This window comes from Exiguobacterium sp. s191 (genome assembly GCF_018618955.1).
Classification (GTDB): Bacteria; Bacillota; Bacilli; order Exiguobacteriales; family Exiguobacteriaceae; genus Exiguobacterium_A; species Exiguobacterium_A abrahamii.
Genome location: NZ_JACSNC010000003.1, coordinates 93,154 through 110,228 on the forward strand (window position 1 = coordinate 93,154; position 17,075 = coordinate 110,228).

The 17,075-nt window shown below is 46.1% G+C and carries 17 protein-coding genes; 12 read left to right on the plus strand and 5 right to left on the minus strand.

The genetic code is table 11. The annotated features are described in order from the left end of the window. Positions 1–153 precede the first annotated feature (153 nt). From KNQ09_RS13800 to cbpA, 4 genes are all read right to left on the minus strand, one after another. Positions 154–3,351 carry an efflux RND transporter permease subunit gene (locus tag KNQ09_RS13800; protein WP_214858827.1) on the minus strand — a complete coding sequence of 1,066 codons (3,198 nt, stop codon included), beginning with the start codon at positions 3,349–3,351 and terminating at the stop codon, positions 154–156. A 14-nt stretch (positions 3,352–3,365) separates the two neighbouring features. After that, the gene (locus KNQ09_RS13805; RefSeq protein WP_064300696.1) at positions 3,366–3,923 is read right to left on the minus strand and encodes a TetR/AcrR family transcriptional regulator; all 558 of its coding nucleotides are present in this window, start codon (positions 3,921–3,923) and stop codon (positions 3,366–3,368) included. Between the two features lie 210 nt (positions 3,924–4,133). Beyond that, on the minus strand, positions 4,134–4,904 hold the full coding sequence (locus tag KNQ09_RS13810; RefSeq protein WP_214858828.1) for a pyrroline-5-carboxylate reductase family protein: 771 nt from the start codon (positions 4,902–4,904) through the stop codon (positions 4,134–4,136). A gap of 60 nt (positions 4,905–4,964) precedes the next feature. Next, on the minus strand, positions 4,965–5,603 hold the full coding sequence (gene cbpA / locus KNQ09_RS13815; RefSeq protein WP_023469717.1) for a cyclic di-AMP binding protein CbpA: 639 nt from the start codon (positions 5,601–5,603) through the stop codon (positions 4,965–4,967). A 340-nt stretch (positions 5,604–5,943) separates the two neighbouring features. Between cbpA and KNQ09_RS13820 the strand changes: the two genes are divergently transcribed. The 9 genes from KNQ09_RS13820 to queF all read left to right on the plus strand — a co-directional run bounded on the left by KNQ09_RS13820 (position 5,944) and on the right by queF (position 12,101). Next, a complete protein-coding gene (locus KNQ09_RS13820) occupies positions 5,944–6,561 on the plus strand; it encodes a DUF47 domain-containing protein (protein ID WP_023469718.1) in 618 nt (205 codons plus the stop codon). A 16-nt stretch (positions 6,562–6,577) separates the two neighbouring features. After that, the gene (locus tag KNQ09_RS13825) at positions 6,578–7,582 is read left to right on the plus strand and encodes an inorganic phosphate transporter (protein ID WP_023469719.1); all 1,005 of its coding nucleotides are present in this window, start codon (positions 6,578–6,580) and stop codon (positions 7,580–7,582) included. A 131-nt stretch (positions 7,583–7,713) separates the two neighbouring features. Then, complete coding sequence (gene pdxK, locus KNQ09_RS13830) at positions 7,714–8,529, plus strand: pyridoxine/pyridoxal/pyridoxamine kinase (protein WP_023469720.1); 816 nt, start codon at positions 7,714–7,716, stop codon at positions 8,527–8,529. A gap of 61 nt (positions 8,530–8,590) precedes the next feature. After that, complete coding sequence (locus KNQ09_RS13835) at positions 8,591–8,959, plus strand: YojF family protein (RefSeq protein WP_214858829.1); 369 nt, start codon at positions 8,591–8,593, stop codon at positions 8,957–8,959. Continuing rightward, a complete protein-coding gene (bshB2, locus tag KNQ09_RS13840; protein ID WP_023469722.1) occupies positions 8,956–9,606 on the plus strand; it encodes a bacillithiol biosynthesis deacetylase BshB2 in 651 nt (216 codons plus the stop codon). Before KNQ09_RS13835 ends, bshB2 begins: the two co-directional genes overlap by 4 nt. A gap of 171 nt (positions 9,607–9,777) precedes the next feature. Continuing rightward, entirely contained in the window at positions 9,778–10,434 is a 657-nt protein-coding gene (queC, locus tag KNQ09_RS13845; RefSeq protein WP_023469723.1) for a 7-cyano-7-deazaguanine synthase QueC, read from the plus strand. After that, positions 10,431–10,886, plus strand: a complete 456-nt coding sequence (gene queD / locus KNQ09_RS13850) for a 6-carboxytetrahydropterin synthase QueD (RefSeq protein WP_023469724.1) — start codon at positions 10,431–10,433, stop codon at positions 10,884–10,886. Before queC ends, queD begins: the two co-directional genes overlap by 4 nt. After that, a complete protein-coding gene (gene queE, locus KNQ09_RS13855) occupies positions 10,883–11,599 on the plus strand; it encodes a 7-carboxy-7-deazaguanine synthase QueE (RefSeq protein ID WP_023469725.1) in 717 nt (238 codons plus the stop codon). Before queD ends, queE begins: the two co-directional genes overlap by 4 nt. Before the next feature lie 13 nt (positions 11,600–11,612). Next, a complete protein-coding gene (gene queF / locus KNQ09_RS13860; protein WP_023469726.1) occupies positions 11,613–12,101 on the plus strand; it encodes a preQ(1) synthase in 489 nt (162 codons plus the stop codon). A 264-nt stretch (positions 12,102–12,365) separates the two neighbouring features. Here queF and KNQ09_RS13865 read toward each other — a convergent pair whose 3' ends face one another. Then, positions 12,366–12,647, minus strand: coding sequence for a helix-turn-helix domain-containing protein (locus KNQ09_RS13865; protein WP_023469727.1), 282 nt, complete (start codon positions 12,645–12,647; stop codon positions 12,366–12,368). Positions 12,648–12,904: 257 nt separating this feature from the next. Here KNQ09_RS13865 and KNQ09_RS13870 point away from each other — a divergent pair, with 257 nt between their 5' ends. From KNQ09_RS13870 to KNQ09_RS13880, 3 genes are all read left to right on the plus strand, one after another. Then, entirely contained in the window at positions 12,905–14,572 is a 1,668-nt protein-coding gene (locus KNQ09_RS13870) for a PTS transporter subunit IIBC (RefSeq protein ID WP_023469728.1), read from the plus strand. 86 nt (positions 14,573–14,658) lie between these two features. After that, positions 14,659–15,462: an endonuclease/exonuclease/phosphatase family protein gene (locus tag KNQ09_RS13875; protein WP_023469729.1), complete on the plus strand. Its 804-nt coding sequence runs from the start codon at positions 14,659–14,661 to the stop codon at positions 15,460–15,462. A 169-nt stretch (positions 15,463–15,631) separates the two neighbouring features. Beyond that, complete coding sequence (locus tag KNQ09_RS13880) at positions 15,632–17,044, plus strand: sucrose-specific PTS transporter subunit IIBC (RefSeq protein WP_023469730.1); 1,413 nt, start codon at positions 15,632–15,634, stop codon at positions 17,042–17,044. Positions 17,045–17,075: the final 31 nt, after the last annotated feature.

Sequence of the window (17,075 nt, forward strand, 5' to 3'; positions counted from 1 at the left end):
TCCTATCACGTTCCAGATTTTCATCATATTACAGTTCTTTAACGCGGACTATTTTTCGTAATACTTTTGTAACAAAATAAAAAAACAGGATGTAGAATGGCTTAAGATAGCCATTTCTACGTACCTGTCAGTTTGAGTCATTTAATCGTTTTTTTAAGAATCAATTGACTTCTTTTTACGGAAACGTGCTAAGAATTCATAGACGATCGGCACGATGAGGAGTGTCAACAACGTCGAACTTGTGAGTCCACCGATGACCGTCACACCTAACCCTTTTGAAATCAATGCGCCACCTTCGAGTCCAAGCGCAAGTGGTGCAAGTGCACCAATCGTCGCAAGTGCCGTCATCAAGATTGGACGTAAACGTGTACCTGCTGCATCGAGTAGTGCTTCACGCGTCGATAAACCTTCCGCTTCTTTATGAATGACACGGTCGATTAAGACGATCGCATTCGTCACGACGATTCCGATCAACATCAAAGCACCAATCAAGGATGACACAGAAATCGTCTCTCCTGTAATCAATAGGGCAACCAGTCCACCGATGATGGCGAATGGAAGTGAGAACAAGATGACGAGTGGTGTCAATGCTCCTCCAAACGTAATGACGAGGACAAGATAGACGATCGCTACAGCTGCTGCCATTGCTAGACCAAGTTGTGTGAACGACTCTTGGATCTGCTCTGTGACTCCGCCTTGCTCATACGAGACGCCTGTCGGACGATCAATGTTTTTAACGGACTTTTCAATCGCTTGAGAAGCCTCTGTTGCTTTATCCGTTTTTAGTTCTGCTGTAACGGTAGCGACGAGTTTTCCATCACGTTCGTTGAGCGAATCAGGAGTCGTCCCTTTCTTCACTTCAACGAAATCGGACAGTTTGCGAACGCCAAGCGGTGTCACGACATCCGTCTCTTCCAAATCTTGAACGGAATCGTATGTCGTCTGTTCGTTTGGAACGATGACATCGAGTTCCTTCCCATCTACCTTAATAGTAGAAAGTGGTTTTTCTTCTCCTTGGACATTGGCAATGCCTTGCGCAAGTTGTGCTGTTGAAACGCCGAATTCAGCCGCTTTTTGCTGATCGACTTCGAACGTATATTGCGTATACGCTTCTTTTAAATCTGTCGTTACTTTTCGAACATACTTCGATTCACCTTCGATCGCATCAACGAATTTCGGTGTTACTGCTTCTAAATCTTCAATATTATTCGCAAAGATCGAGTACGAGACGCCTGACGAAGCTGCGCCACCACTGAAGTCTTGCTCTTTCCATTCTCCTGTCGGAATGTCAGCATTCAGCTGTTTGATGGCTGTCTGTTTAACATCTGCGAAATCTTCTGTGTCTGGATCGTATTGGACGATAAAGACCCCTTGCTTTGTATTCCCTGGATTCAATGGATTTTCTCCACCGACGGTAAACTGAAGATTATCGATATTTTTTTGTTTGTTGAAATAATCTTCTGCTTGATCAGCTGCTTTTAACGAATCATCCAGCGTTTGACCTGGTTTTGGATTGTACGTGACGTAGAGTGTCTTTTCTCCTTCTTGATTCAAGAAGTTGACGCCAATCGTTGGTACGAGAGCAAAACTACCGATCAACAGCAAGACTGATAGACCAAAGACGATGAGTTTATGGTTGAGAGACCAATTCAGCATACGGCGATATCCGTTCGCCAACTTTCCGCCCTCTTCTTTTTCCGGTTTTGGTGCTTTACCACGCTTAAAGAGCGAATCGGCGAACATCGGAACGACCGTAACCGCAACGATCAAGGACGCGAACAGTGCAAAGACGACTGTCAAAGCGAATGGTAAGAAGAGCTCACCAACGAATCCCGTAACGAATCCGAGTGGCAAGAAGACCGCGATCGTAACGACTGTCGACGAAGCGATTGGAATGAAGACCTCTCGTGTTGCACTGATGATCAGTTCTTTTCCTTTTAACTTTTCCGTCGGATCCGTTAAACGGCGATAAATATTTTCGATGACGACGATGGAATCATCAACGACTCGACCAATCGCGACCGTCATGGCTCCGAGTGTCATGATATTCAAGGAAATATCCATCTGCTTCAGCACAAGAATTGCCATTAGAAGCGATAACGGAATCGAAATAACAGCGATGATCGTTGATTTGATGTTTCGCAAGAACAGCAAGATGATGACGATTGCAAATAACGCACCAATCAATGCTTTACTGATCATCGTCGAAACGGATTCCTCAATTGGTTTTCCTTGATCAAGTGTCACAGATGCCTTGACCGAACCGTTTTCTTTTTCAAAGTCTTTGATCGTCTGCTTCACTGCATTGACGACATCGACCGTATTCGCATCTTGCGACTTCGTCACTTGAACACCGATCGATCGTTCACCATTCGAACGCGAGATCGATTCCTCGATTCCTTTATCTTCAATCGTCGCGACTTGCGACAACGTGACAGTTGGTACTTGCGTTGGCGCCGTCTGTGTTGCCTGACCTGACACCGCACCTGTCGATGGTGTCGTTTGAGATGCCGCAGGAGCTGACGATGGAGCTTGTCCTGCTTGTCCTGCTTGTCCTGCTTGTCCTGCTTGTCCTGCTTGTCCTGCTTCAGGAGTATTCGATGCTGGTGGTGTATAGGGAAGACGAAGATCTTTTAATTCCTTGACCGTCGTTGCTTTTCCATCTAATACGACCGCTTGTTCTTTATCTCCTAACTCGTACAAGCCAAGCGCTAAACGTGAATCATTAGCTTGGATCAATTGTTTCGCATTCTCTTCGGTCAAACCGTAACGTTCGAGTTTTTTCTCATCGAAGCGAATTTCGATCCGGCGAATCTCTTGACCCGCGACTTGAACCGTCTGCGCCCCTTCGATTCCTTCAAGCTTCGGTTGAAGTTCGTTTTCAACGAGTTTCGTTAATTCAGATAGGGAACGTTCCTTATCCGAAACGGCAAAACCGATGACTGGGAATGCATCAAAGGAGATCCGTGATACTTGTGGTTCCTGGACACCTTCTGGTAGTTCGACGTTTGAAAGAGCTTCTTTTACTTTTTGCTCGGCTTCTTCCATATCCGTACTAAAGTTATAGTCGATTTGTAGGTTCGATGCATTTTGGAAGGACGTCGAACGTACAGTATCGACTCCTGATAAATTTTCGACCTTACTTTCAAGTTCTCGACTGACTTCATCTAGAACCTGTTCTGGTGTAGCACCTGGATAAATCGTCGTCACCGACACGGTCGGTGTCGTGATGTCTGGCAATGTCTCGAGCTTCATCGATGTTCCCGCATAAATACCGGCAACCGTGATAATGATCGTCATGAGCCAGAGGGCAAACTTATTGTTCACCGAAAACTGGATGATCTTTTTCATCGTATGGTTCTCCCTCACTCTTCAATTTGTTTATCTAGTCGTCGTGCACGTTCTATTAATTGCTGAATTAATCGTTGTCGCACATTTGGAGACGGTGCACCGAACTGAAAATGCTCCGACAATTTCAAACCGTCTAATGTAAAGCGAATCGATAACACTTCAACCGGATCCATCTGTTCTGTCAGTTGGCGAAAGAACTGCTCCGCTTGTCGCTTTCGTTCCTCGACGAACGCCGCATGATCCTTTAATAAGGACAACAAGTAAAGAAGCGCATCCATGTCGAGATGGAACTCCTCTTGTTGCTGGATTTGCAACGTCACGAACGCTTCCATCGGTCCCATCGTCAACTGATGCTGGGCATATAGTTCAAATTGTCGTGCTTCTTGCGCCTCGATGACCCCCATTAATAAAGCTTCCTTCGAAGCGAAATGATACAATAGTCCACCTTTTGAGACATTTGCTTGTTTCGCTACTTCTTCAAGCGTCAATTGGGTGAATCCTTGTTGCAAAATAATCGTCGTCGTTGCTTCAAGAATCCGACGACGAGTCTCTTGCGCTTTTGCACTGGCCAATAGTCTCCCCCTTCCCTCATATTTACTGTACCGTCTGGACGGTTTCTTTTTACAGTGTACGAATTCTTATTTGAAGATGCAATCGCTTTGTTTATGTTTCACGTGAAACTTTCGTGAACGAAAAAAAGACTGACTCAAATGTCAGTCTCTACAAAGATAAGGACGTGAAAAGAAGCGTTATTCTTTTTGAGTCAGCCTCTTTTGAATCCATTATTCGTCTGCTTCGCGTGCACTCTCTCGTAGTGCCGCTTGCATCGTATCGAATAAGTGATGCTCCCGTAGCACTTGGACGCCACGATCTGTCGGTCCACCAGGTGCCGCAACATCAGCAATGAGACGATCCGTACTTGCGTCGGAGCGCATGAGAATTTCAGCCGAACCTTTCATCGCTTGAGCAACGATTCGGCGTGCATTTTCTTCTTCAAAACCAGCATCCGTCAAAACCGGCACCATGCCAGCTACGATTTCATAGAAGAAAGCAGGACTACATCCAGCTGCCGCCATGAATGCAGGCATCGTCGATTCATTTGCTTCCGCAATTTCTCCGACACGTCCAAATAATGCCTCGACTACACTTCGGATCTCTTCATTCACGCGTGAGCCGAACCATAGTCCAGTCATTCCTAAACGGTGTGCGACTGGAGTATTCGGCATGGCAGCGACTGTCGGACGTTTTGCCAACTGTTCGATTTCATATGGTGTAATATGTGCAGCAATCGAAACGATCGTCTGATTCGTCCATTGTTGATTCGCTACATAGTCGAGTACACCATCGGGTTGCATACCCAGCATGACGATATCGTATAAGGAGACGTCCTCCTGCTCGACCGTTCGAACACCATGTCGCGCTGCAACTTCCGTCAAACGTGCCCCGCCACTTCGATTCGTCATCGTGATATCTTCTCGTGCAAATCCAGAAGTGACCCATCCTTGAACGAGTGCCTCACTCATCGCACCGGCTCCTACTATTAATAGTTTCATCGTCTATCCTTCCTTTCCCTCAAAAAAAGACCAGTCATGAACTGGTCTTGTGCGGGTCCATTATACACGAACGGCTAAATCTTCGACAGCAACGACACGAAGTCCCTTGTCGTCAAGTTTCTTGACGATTTTTTTCTTCGTCTTCTCGTCACAATCCGTCGGTAATGTAATCAATACACGACGCATGACGCTACTCTTCGCATCGAGCGTCATCAGACTCGCGACCGTTGAATATTTGTTGACGATCTTCGAAATTTTCTCAAGTGCCCCTTTTTGTTCACTTAGGGCTACCGTCAAGACGTAACTCCCAGAATCACGGTTCCACGCTTCTTCAAGCATTCCAAGCATTTTTCCGTGAGGTAGGATGCCGAAGAAATGACCATCGTCATTTAAGACAGCGATATACGGTAATTCCTTGATTGAGAAGAAGACTTCAAAGAAATTACTTCCTGTATAGATGTATTTGGATGTATTCTTAATCAGCGACATGACGTTGTCGTCTAAACTGCCACCATTCATCCCATGCCGATAGATGTGCATCTTATAGATGTTCCCCTTGAAGTCCTGTCCTGATTGGTCAAGGACAGGGACACATCGGTATCCGGTTTTTTCAAGTGTGTCGAGTGCTTCCCGAATCGTCGCTGTTTCAGAAATCGTGACACATTGATGCTTCGGAATACATAAACTTTGTACGAGCATAATAAAATCCTCCTCTTTTACCTGATTACGCAGACTTAATCATATCATTCGATTTTCGTGCGCCATATCCTCTTTTCCCACTTCTGATGCGCTTCTACTCTTACAATCACAAGACAATTTCTTGCAATCACAACGTAATCCAACTCATTTCAATCAAGTACACTTTATTTTTCCATTGTCAGACAATTTATTAAATCTACAATCACCTTCATATTAAGATTTATTAAGATTTCGTAAAGACGCTTCATAAATGTATTCTTTTATAATATCGTCTGCTACAATCGAACTCGTGAAGTTACTTCACTATTCTATTCTTGTTCTTAATATGGAGGCAGAAGAAATGTTTAGTAAAAAACAAGATCCATTCGCAGTGAAATTATCCGAAATCGCAGGACACTTAAAAACGACTTCGCAATTCTTCGTTGACTTTAAAATCAACGGCATCGCGGATGTAAAAGAATTTGCACATAAAGTAAAAGACTTCGAAACAGCTGGGGACGATTTGATGCACCAGTTGATCATCGACTTGAACAATGCGTTCATCACGCCGATCGACCGTGAAGACTTACTCGCACTTGCTAACGCACTTGATGACGTCTTAGACGGTTTTGAAGAATGTTCAGCGATCTTCGAAATCTACAATATCGTTCAAGCAGACGAGCACATGATCAAGTTCGTCGATGAAATCAACATTGCTGTCACAGAACTCGCGATGTCAATGGATCTTCTTGTTGCACGTAAATTGCAACCGATGCGTGAACACGTCATCAAAATCAAAGAACAAGAGACGATTTGTGACAACCTACGCCGTAAATCGATCAAAGCATTGTTCGCAACAGAAACAGATCCGATCAAAATCATCCAATATAAAGAAATCTATGAATCGCTCGAATCAATCGCGGACTACTGCCAAGATGCAGCTAACGTCATTGAAACGATCATCATGAAAAACGCTTAAGTGAGGAGCTAACGAGATGGATAGCCTGTTTATCATCACCGCCATAATCGTGATTCTCGCACTTAGCTTCGACTTCATCAATGGTTTCCACGATACAGCGAACTCGATCGCGACTTCGGTGTCGACTCGTGCTTTGAAACCACGTCATGCCATCATCTTGGCTGCATCGATGAACTTCCTAGGTGCAATCACGTTCACTGGAGTCGCAAAAACGATCTCTGGTGACATCGTTGACCCGTCAACACTTGAACATGGTAGCTACGTCGTCATCGCTGCCTTGATTTCAGCCATTGCCTGGAACCTTTTGACTTGGTACTTCGGTATTCCGTCAAGTTCTTCGCATACACTGATCGGTTCGATTGCTGGTGCCGCTGTTGCCTCTGTCGGATTCGGAGGAATCGAAGCAAAAGGCTTCTTGAAAATCGTTCAAGCCTTGCTCATTTCACCAGTGCTCGCATTCACACTCGGTTTCATCGTTTATGCAATCTTTAAAGTCATCTTCAAAAAAGGGAACTTGGCGAAGACGAATCGTCGCTTCCGTCATGTTCAAATTGCAACCGCTGCTTTGCAGTCGTATACACACGGTACGAACGACGCACAAAAAGCGATGGGGATCATCACGCTTGCTTTGATCTCATCTGGTTATCAAACAGATCACGAAGTTGCGACTTGGGTTAAACTCTCGTGTGCGATCGCGATGGGTCTCGGAACATCTGTCGGTGGATGGCGGATCATCAAGACCGTTGGTGGTCAAATCATGAAAATCCGTCCAGTCAACGGGGTTGCAGCTGACTTAACATCAGCAGCAATCATCTTTGGAGCGACAGCGATTCATCTTCCGGTTTCGACGACACACGTCATCTCTTCTGCCATCTTGGGTGTAGGTACATCACACCGTAAGAAAGGTGTAAAGTGGGGAACAGCACAACGCATGCTCATTACATGGGTCATCACATTGCCGATTTCGATGGCTTTCGCTGCCTTGATCTACTATATTCTCGACTTCTTATTCATTAAATAAGTACTTGCCCCGCCTACTCAAAAGAGGTGGGGTTTTGTGTACGTCAGAAGCGTCGATAGTTGTTGTTTTTCCCATAATTCGCTATGATGAAGAACAAGAAGGATTGTCTATTTCTTTAGGAGGAATGCCCCATGACAAAACGTAAAGCCTTAACGATTGCTGGTTCCGACACGAGCGGTGGAGCTGGTATTCAAGCTGATTTGAAAACATTCCAAGAACTTGGTGTCTATGGAATGAATGCTTTGACGGTCATCGTCGCCCAAGACCCTGATCACTCTTGGCACCATGCGGTTTACCCAATCGACACAGAACTCGTCCGGACACAAATCCACACGGTCCTTGGAGGTATTGGTGTTGATGCGATGAAGACGGGTATGCTCCCGACTGTCGAAATCATTGAAGCCGTTGCTGAGAAAATCAAATCATCCGGCGTTCAAAACGTCGTGATCGATCCTGTCATGGTCTGTAAAGGCGAAGACGAAGTGCTGAACCCTGATACAGCAAACGCACTTCGTGATGTCTTGACACCACTTGCGACGGTCGTCACACCGAACGTCTTCGAAGCCGGACAACTGTCGGGTCTTGGTAAAACACCAGCAACGATCGACGAGATGAAACTTGCAGCAGCGCGGATTCATGAAAAAGGTGCGCAATACGTTCTTGTCAAAGGTGGCAGCAAGATTGACCATCCACAAGCAGTTGACGTGCTTTATGACGGAAAAGAGTTTATCCTGATTGAGGACGAACGAATCGAGACACCGTACACGCACGGTGCTGGCTGCACGTACTCTGCAGCAATCACGGCCGAACTCGCAAAAGGTGCATCGGTAGAAGCTGCTGTCCGTACAGCAAAATCTTTCATCACTTCCGCGATTCGTCATTCATTCCGTTTGAATGAATACGTCGGACCAACTGATCACGCTGCACATCGTACAGTCCAGTCTTGATCCGCTTAAGAAGTCCGCGATATCCGCGGACTTCTTTCTGTATAGGAGAGGAGAAAAGTTTATGCAAGCCATTGATGTACAAGAAATACAGCGTTATATCGACGAACATGCGAATACACCGTTATATGTACACGTCGAGACGACGAACGGTGCCTACGCGACACACCAAGATCCAACTTTCCATAGCGCAGGGATGTTTTTCCGTAATGCGGAAATCACTTACGAACGTGGTCTGATCACAGGAAACGGACCTTACCGGATCGGTTTGAAACTTTCCCACGGCTGGTTATACGGTGAAGGATTGACTGACTTCGAATTTGCTGGGGATCAATTGTTGATTGCCGGTCACGATATCGAAGGACGTCTTGCGATTGCTTTTGAACTTAGCCCGACACCATTCGCTCAAGGCGCAGAGGAGGTAGACGCATGACACACGAAGATCATTTACTCGTCGTCTTCCCTCACCCGGATGATGAAGCCTTCAGTTCTGCTGGTACGATCATCGAGCACGCTGAAAACCGTGGTCCTGTCACATACGCTTGTCTGACACTTGGTGAGATGGGTCGTAACATGGGACGCCCTGTCTTTACGAACCGGGAACAGCTCGCGACGATTCGTAAACGTGAGTTGATCGATGCTGCTGCAAAAATGAAGATTTCGGATCTCCAAATGTGGGGACTTCGTGATAAGACTGTTGAATTTGAGGATGAAGCGGCACTTGCCGACCGTATTCTTGCCTTGATTCAACAGACACGACCAACTCGTTTGATTTCGTTCTATCCGGGTTACGCGGTCCATCCCGATCATGAAGCGACAGCTCGTGCCGTCGTTCGTGCCCTTCGGATGATGGATCCTGCTGATCGTCCAGAGTTCCTTGCGGTCGCTTTTGCGAACAATACGAAAGAAGAGCTCGGGGAAGGAACGTTCATTCATGATGTCAGTGCCTATACGGATCAAAAGATCAAGGCACTCGAAGCGCACGCTTCACAAACAGGTGGTCTGATGAAAGTCATCTCGGAAGATTCGAACATTCGAGATCTACTCGTCAAAGAACGCTACTATCACTATCCGCTTTAATCTTCTTACACGAGATGCGTACCGTCCGATCGACGATACGCATCTCTTTTTTTGTCTTCATCAGAAAACATCGACTTTTTCAATGGCTTCTGCTAGTGTGAATAGTTGAGACTATGTCTCCGGAGTTCGTAACCTCCTCCGTTACAAAAACTAGGAATGGAAGTGTACATTATGAAAAACGAACGTGCTCTTGTCGTCTTTAGTGGCGGCCAAGACTCAACGACTTGTTTGTTTCAGGCATTGAAACAATACGAAGAAGTCGAAGTCGTGACGTTTAATTACGGACAACGTCATGCACAAGAACTCGAAGTCGCACGCGACATCGCCTCTGAGCTCGGTGTCAAACACCATGAGCTTGATCTCTCTCTTCTCAGTCAACTGACGAGTAACGCCTTGACTGACCACAGCCAAACCATCACGACGAATGAAGATGGTCTTCCTTCTACTTTCGTAGATGGACGAAATCACCTGTTTCTTTCGTTCGCAGCCGTCCTTGCGAAAGGACGCGGAATCCGTCATATCGTCACTGGCGTATGTGAAACGGACTTTTCCGGTTACCCTGACTGCCGTGATGCCTTCATCAAGTCACTCAACGTGACATTGAACCTTGCGATGGACTATCCATTCGTACTTCACACGCCACTCATGTGGCTCGACAAAAAAGAGACGTGGGCGCTTGCCGATTCGCTCGGTGCGTTTGATTTCGTTCGAAATCGCACGTTGACGTGTTACAACGGCGTCATTGGAGATGGTTGCGGCGAATGCCCAGCCTGTGAATTACGGAAAAATGGATTAGATGCATACATCAAGGAGGTTCAACACACATGACATTCAATTACGAAGCACCTGAAACGGTCGAGCGCCCGACTGGCGACTCCCTTATCTATACGAAATCCCGCGTTATGATCGTTAAAAAATTAACGTTCGACGCAGCACACCACCTATATGATTATGATGGAAAATGCCGTGCCCTTCACGGTCATACGTACCATGTCGATATGGGGATCAGTGGTTTTCTGGATCACCGCGGTATGACACTCGATTTTGGTGATCTCAAAAAAATCTTCAAAACACATCTCGAACCACTATTGGATCACCGCTACCTGAATGAATCGTTACCATACATGAATACGACAGCTGAAAACATGGCGGCTTGGATTTTCGAGACGCTCGGACAACACCTTCCGGATGAGCGTGGACTTCGTGTCGAATTCGTCAAGCTCTATGAGACACCGACTGCTTTTGCTGAAGTCCGTCGTGAGTGGATGAACGAAGCATGAGTGCTTTAACGAAAACACCAAAAATTCCGGTTCTCGAGATTTTCGGACCAACATTTCAAGGAGAAGGACGATCGATTGGTCAAAAGACGATGTTTGTCCGGACCGGCGGTTGCGACTACTCCTGTTCGTGGTGTGACTCCGCCTTCACATGGGATGGTTCTGAAAAACCTGAACTCTTGACGGCAGAGACGATCATAGAACGTCTTGATGCACTCGGCTCTTACGGACATGTCACGATTTCTGGTGGGAACCCGTTACTTCATGCTTCAATCGGCACACTGGTTGCGGCACTAAAAGAACGAAACATCACGATGTCCGTCGAGACACAAGGCTCCTACTGGCAAAATTGGTTGCTTGATATCGATGACGTCACACTTAGCCCTAAACCACCTTCAAGTGGGATGAAGATTGATTTCGATCGCTTGGATGTCTTTTTTAAACGTTTACCGGAACAACAGCGTGCCGTTAAAATCGTCATCTTTAATGAGGAAGACCTCGACTTCGCGGCGATGATTTCAGAACGATATGCGCTAAAGACGCTTTATCTATCGCTCGGTAATCCTGATCCGCACGAAGAAGGAACGATCGCTCCACGCATGCTACACGATTTAAAAACACTTTGGGAACGCGTCGCCCGTGATGAGCGCTTCAATCATGCGCGCGTCCTACCACAACTACACGCCCTCGTTTTCGCGAACGATCGTGGCGTCTAAGGAGAAATGATTTATGCGCCCTGAAGATTTAAACGACTTATCGTTACTCGGCCAAAAAGCCGTTCCATACATTTTTGAATACCAACCCGAAGTACTCGAAGCATTCCCGAACCGTCACCCGGAAAATGATTACTTCGTGAAATTCAATGCACCAGAATTTACGAGTCTTTGCCCGATCACGAATCAACCGGACTTCGCGACGATTTACATCTCGTACATCCCGGACGAAAAACTCGTCGAATCAAAATCACTGAAGTTGTACTTGTTCAGCTTCCGTAACCACGGTGATTTTCATGAGAACTGCATCAACGTCATCGGAAAGGATCTCGTGAAATTGATGGAACCTCGCTATCTTGAAGTATGGGGCAAATTCACGCCACGCGGTGGAATCTCAATTGATCCGTACTACAATTACGGGAAGCCTGGTACAAAATACGAACAAATGGCAGAGCACCGTTTATTCAATCACGATCTCTATCCTGAAACGATCGATAATCGTTAAGACGACTAAGAGACTGACTCAAAAAAGAATGACGCGTCTTTTCACGCCCTTTCCTCAGGCGAGACACAAGCCAGTTTTCCTGCCTTATTCAGGCAGGAAAGCGGGTCTTGTTTGTCTCTGACAGCGCATAAATGCGCTTTTTTCCTGTAGGAGTGGCGTGAAACGCGTCATTCTTTTTGTTATGAGATAAGGGTAGCAGATCACTATTCTGCTACCCTTATCTTTGTGGAAACTGACTTTTGAGTCAGCCCCTTTTAATGCTCATCAACTAGATGGAAGGTCGATCAAGGACGGGCTATCATGCTGACGGATGACCTCAGGTGGCCAGATATGCCGAATTAAGTGATCCGAAGGGACATGTAAGACACGGGCCAGTCGCTCAATCATTGAAAATGAGGGATGGGCAATGCTACTTTCAATACGCTGGATCATCTCAGGTGTCGTCTCAGTTAACTCTGCTAATGTATTTTGATCTAACTGATGACGTTCTCGTAATGTACGAATCCGCTGTCCGTACTGTCCGATCGGTTGAATCCCTTCTTTCATCCGCTTCAAACATCCTTTCTTCTTTTAAAACTAAACAACGTTCACTGTAGTCTTATTCCCACTTTTTTAAAATCTGAATACCTTTCCGAACTATCAATTTCTAATCAAAATAAAATTTCAAATATTTTTCTTGTAAAACACTAGCTTTTTAAAAAGTTATCGCTTACAATTTTATATGCAAACGGTTGCATTAATCGCTTACATTATTGCACTGTTCTTACACACATATTAGAGAAAAAGAGATACAAAAGGAGTGAATGATCTTGAAAAATGCTATTTCGTTCGATTTTTGGCAAAAACTCGGTAAAGCCTTGATGGTCGTCATCGCGGTTATGCCTGCTGCAGGAATCATGATCTCGGTCGGGAAACTGATCGGCATGTATGGAGGCGATATCGCGTTAATGCAAACGATTGCTCGAATCGTTGAAGATTTAGGTTGGGCTATCATTACGAACCTTCATGTCTTATTCGCCGTCGCGATTGGTGGGTCATGGGCAAAAGAACGTGCTGGTGGTGCGTTCGCAGCGTTACTCGCCTTCATTTTGATCAACCGTGTCACAGGAGCTATCTTCGGTGTCAACGCTGACATGATCGCGGACCCAAAAGCAACGGTCGATTCATTGCTTGGTTCTGAGCTCATCGTAAAAGATTATTTCACTTCAGTTTTAGGGGCACCTGCTCTCAACATGGGAGTATTCGTCGGAATCATCTCTGGTTTCCTTGGTGCCGTTCTCTTTAATAAATTTTATAACTTCAGTAAATTGCCAGATGCGCTTGCATTCTTCAACGGAAAACGTTTTGTACCATTCGTCGTCATTGGTGGATCAGTCGTTGCAGCATTCGCCTTATCACTCGTTTGGCCGTTCGTTCAAGGCTTATTGAATGACTTCGGTCGCTGGATTGCCTCTTCACGTGATTCTGCACCGATCATTGCACCGTTCGTATACGGTACACTCGAGCGTCTATTACTTCCGTTCGGTCTTCATCACATGTTGACTGTCCCGATGAACTACACGGAACTCGGTGGAACGTACAAAATCCTGACAGGTGCTGCTCAAGGATCGACGGTTGCTGGTCAAGATCCGCTTTGGTTAGCTTGGATCACTGACCTCGTTAATTTAAAACAAGCCGGTAACACACAAGGATACAATGACTTAATCAACAGTGTCGTTCCTGCTCGTTTTAAAGAAGGACAAGTCGTCACATCACTTGCTTCATTGATCGGTATCGCTGTCGCAATGTACATGTCAGTTGATGAAGATAAGAAGAAAGCATACAAACCTGTCTTCTTATCTGCTGGACTTGCAGTTTTCTTGACAGGTGTCACGGAGCCAATCGAATTCATGTTCATGTTCATCGCTCCTGTTCTTTACGTCATCTATGCTGTGCTCACGGGTGTTGCTTTCGCACTAGCAGATGTCATGCATCTTCGGATTCACGCATTCGGTGCGATCGAACTCTTGACGCGGATTCCATTGATTGCAAAAGCTGGATTAATTGGTGATTTAATTCGTTTCATCGGTGTCTGTGTGTTCTTCTTCTTCTTGAACTTCTTCACGTTCCGTTTCGTCATCAAGAAGTTCAACTATGCGACACCAGGTCGTAACGGGAACTATCTTGACGATATCAACGTATCTACAACTGAAGCTTCAGGTGAGGCTGCTGCGACATCAGCTCCTGCCGACGGTTCGCAAGCTTCACAAATCATCGATTTGCTTGGTGGACAGCAAAACATCGAGGACGTCGATGCCTGCATGACGCGTCTTCGTGTCACTGTCAAAGATCCAGCGCTTGTTGCAAAAGAAGCAGACTGGAAAGCAAACGGTGCACTTGGTCTGATCCTTAAGAACAATGGCGTGCAAGCCATCTACGGTCCAAAAGCCGATATCTTAAAATCAGATATCCAAGACCGGATCGGCGCATAAACCTGCGAGATTAGGGAACTACCTAAAGGTGAAGCTCTTTTATAAGAGTTTCACCTTTCTTATTTGAAAAATCAGGAGGACCACTCATGCGTCTACTCACACTAAACTGTCATTCGTGGCAGGAAGAACAGCCACTCGAAAAATTAAACCAGATCGTTCAACAAATTCTCGCTCAAGATTATGATGTCGTCGCACTGCAAGAAGTGAGTCAATTGATGGATACACCCATCGTCTATGATGATGTGCGCAACGATAACTTTGCCTATTTGATCCAGCAAGCGTTAAAAGAACAAGGTCAAACCTACTCCCTCGTCTGGGATTTTGCTCATATCGGCTATGATAAGTATGAAGAAGGACTCGCTCTTTTGACGAAACATCCAATCTTAAAATCGGACAGTTATTATGTCAGTCGCAGTCAAGATACATTCGATTGGAAATCGCGAAAAATCGTCCGTGCGACGATCCAAGTCGACGGTACACCGATTACGTTCAATACATGCCATCTTGGCTGGTGGGCAGATGAAGTCGAACCGTTCCAGGAACAATTCAATCATTTGATGGCCCGGATGGATCCACTCGAATGGACATTCTTCCTCGGTGATTTCAACAACGATGCCTTAGAACGAAATACAGGTTATGACTATATGATGCAACGGGGATTACACGACGTCTTCCTGCTAGCTAAGGAAACGGTCGGAATTGAGACGATCAATGGCAACATCGATGGATGGGAAGACAATCAACAAGGATTGCGGATCGATCTCGTCTTATCGAATCGGAAAATTGACGTCGAACGCGTCGGGGTCGTATTCGATGGGATTCACGGTCCCGTCGTTTCCGATCACTACGGTGTTGAGGTCGATATTCAGATTCAAAAAAATGAACATTAAGTATTGACAACGCTTTCTTTTCTCCTTTAAGATGAAATCAAATCAATAGTGCGGATTGTGACAGTACGGCTGGCAAGACCGAAATGACACCTCGTTAGGAGAGGTGTTGTTCGGTCTTGCCTTTTTTTGTCTCATTCAGCACGTTTCATGAAAAAGGAGGACTTTTCCGATGGATTATCAACAAACTGCTAAACGTGTGCTCGAACTCGTCGGTGGACGCGAGAACATCATCACTGCTGCTCATTGCGCGACGCGTTTACGTCTTGTCTTGCATGATGAATCAAAGGTCGATCAAGCAGCACTTGAAGACTTAGATGGTGTCAGTGGCGCCTTCTCAAGTTCTGGTCAATACCAAATCATCTTTGGAACCGGTACCGTCAACAAGGTATTTGCTGCGTTTGCACCACTTGCCGGTGTAAAGGTCGATGGAGAAGAACCACTCGACGTTAAAAAGGCTGCATCGCAAAAATTAAATCCGTTCGCCCGTCTTGCCCGCTCGCTCTCGAACGTCTTCGTTCCACTCATTCCGGCAATCGTCGCAGCCGGTCTCTTGATGGGATTACTCGGTATGATCAAGGCCTTCGGTTGGGTTGACGGTGATTCACCGATCGTCCAACTACTGGATATGTTCTCGTCTTCTGCCTTCATCATCCTACCGATCCTGATCGGTTTCTCGGCAGCCCGTGAATTCGGTGCGAACCCGTACCTCGGTGCCGTCATCGGGGGGATCATGACACACCCGTCCCTCTTAAACCCTTGGACGCTCGGTAATAGTGATCCGGAAGTCATGAAGTTCCTCGGAATGAACATCGAGTTGATCGGTTATCAAGGAACGGTCTTCCCGGTTCTCTTAACCGTTTGGGTCATGGCAAAGATTGAACAACAAGTCCGGAAACGGACACCCGAAACGCTTGACTTACTCGTGACACCGTTCGTTACGGTTCTCGTCACTGGATTCCTGGCATTGATCGTCATTGGTCCGATCGGAACGTTACTCGGAAAAGGCATTTCATTCGTACTCGTCTTCTTCTATGAACAGTTCTCAGTCGTCGCCGGTCTTCTCTTCGGTGGACTTTATTCGACAATCGTCATCACAGGGATGCACCATAGTTTCCATGCTATTGAAGCAGGATTACTTGCAGATAAGAGTATCGGAAAGAACTTCCTCTTACCGATTTGGTCGATGGCGAATGTCGCTCAAGGTGGTGCCGGACTTGCCGTTTACTTCTTGACGAAGAACGTTAAACTCAAAGCACTCGCCCTACCGTCTGCGTTCTCAGCATTTCTCGGAATCACAGAACCCGTCATCTACGGTGTCAACTTACGTCTTGGAAAACCATTCATCGGTGGTGCCATTGGTGGTGCGATCGGTGGCGGTTATGTCGTCTTGACACAAGTCGCTGCGAACGCTTATGGATTAACTGGAATTCCGATGATTGCGATCGTCGCGCCACTCGGTGCGTCAAACTTGATCAACTATCTCGTCGGGTTCGCCATTGCAGTCGTCACTGCTTTCATCTCGACTGTCGTCTTGATGCGTCTCGATGCACGGAAACAAAAAGAAACGGACGTTGCTGCTTAATCCTTCATGCGACCAAACCGAGTCCTCGGGC

Bases quoted from the DNA above. Each gene is read 5' to 3' on its own strand.
- KNQ09_RS13800 (WP_214858827.1), bottom strand. From the start codon at position 3,351: ATGAAAAAGATCATCCAGTTTTCGGTGAACAATAAGTTTGCCCTCTGG.
- KNQ09_RS13810 (WP_214858828.1), bottom strand. From the start codon at position 4,904: ATGAAACTATTAATAGTAGGAGCCGGTGCGATGAGTGAGGCACTCGTT.
- cbpA (WP_023469717.1), bottom strand. From the start codon at position 5,603: ATGCTCGTACAAAGTTTATGTATTCCGAAGCATCAATGTGTCACGATT.
- KNQ09_RS13820 (WP_023469718.1), top strand. From the start codon at position 5,944: ATGTTTAGTAAAAAACAAGATCCATTCGCAGTGAAATTATCCGAAATC.
- KNQ09_RS13825 (WP_023469719.1), top strand. From the start codon at position 6,578: ATGGATAGCCTGTTTATCATCACCGCCATAATCGTGATTCTCGCACTT.
- pdxK (WP_023469720.1), top strand. From the start codon at position 7,714: ATGACAAAACGTAAAGCCTTAACGATTGCTGGTTCCGACACGAGCGGT.
- KNQ09_RS13835 (WP_214858829.1), top strand. From the start codon at position 8,591: ATGCAAGCCATTGATGTACAAGAAATACAGCGTTATATCGACGAACAT.
- bshB2 (WP_023469722.1), top strand. From the start codon at position 8,956: ATGACACACGAAGATCATTTACTCGTCGTCTTCCCTCACCCGGATGAT.
- queC (WP_023469723.1), top strand. From the start codon at position 9,778: ATGAAAAACGAACGTGCTCTTGTCGTCTTTAGTGGCGGCCAAGACTCA.
- queD (WP_023469724.1), top strand. From the start codon at position 10,431: ATGACATTCAATTACGAAGCACCTGAAACGGTCGAGCGCCCGACTGGC.
- queE (WP_023469725.1), top strand. From the start codon at position 10,883: ATGAGTGCTTTAACGAAAACACCAAAAATTCCGGTTCTCGAGATTTTC.
- queF (WP_023469726.1), top strand. From the start codon at position 11,613: ATGCGCCCTGAAGATTTAAACGACTTATCGTTACTCGGCCAAAAAGCC.
- KNQ09_RS13865 (WP_023469727.1), bottom strand. From the start codon at position 12,647: ATGAAAGAAGGGATTCAACCGATCGGACAGTACGGACAGCGGATTCGT.
- KNQ09_RS13870 (WP_023469728.1), top strand. From the start codon at position 12,905: ATGATCTTGAAAAATGCTATTTCGTTCGATTTTTGGCAAAAACTCGGT.
- KNQ09_RS13875 (WP_023469729.1), top strand. From the start codon at position 14,659: ATGCGTCTACTCACACTAAACTGTCATTCGTGGCAGGAAGAACAGCCA.
- KNQ09_RS13880 (WP_023469730.1), top strand. From the start codon at position 15,632: ATGGATTATCAACAAACTGCTAAACGTGTGCTCGAACTCGTCGGTGGA.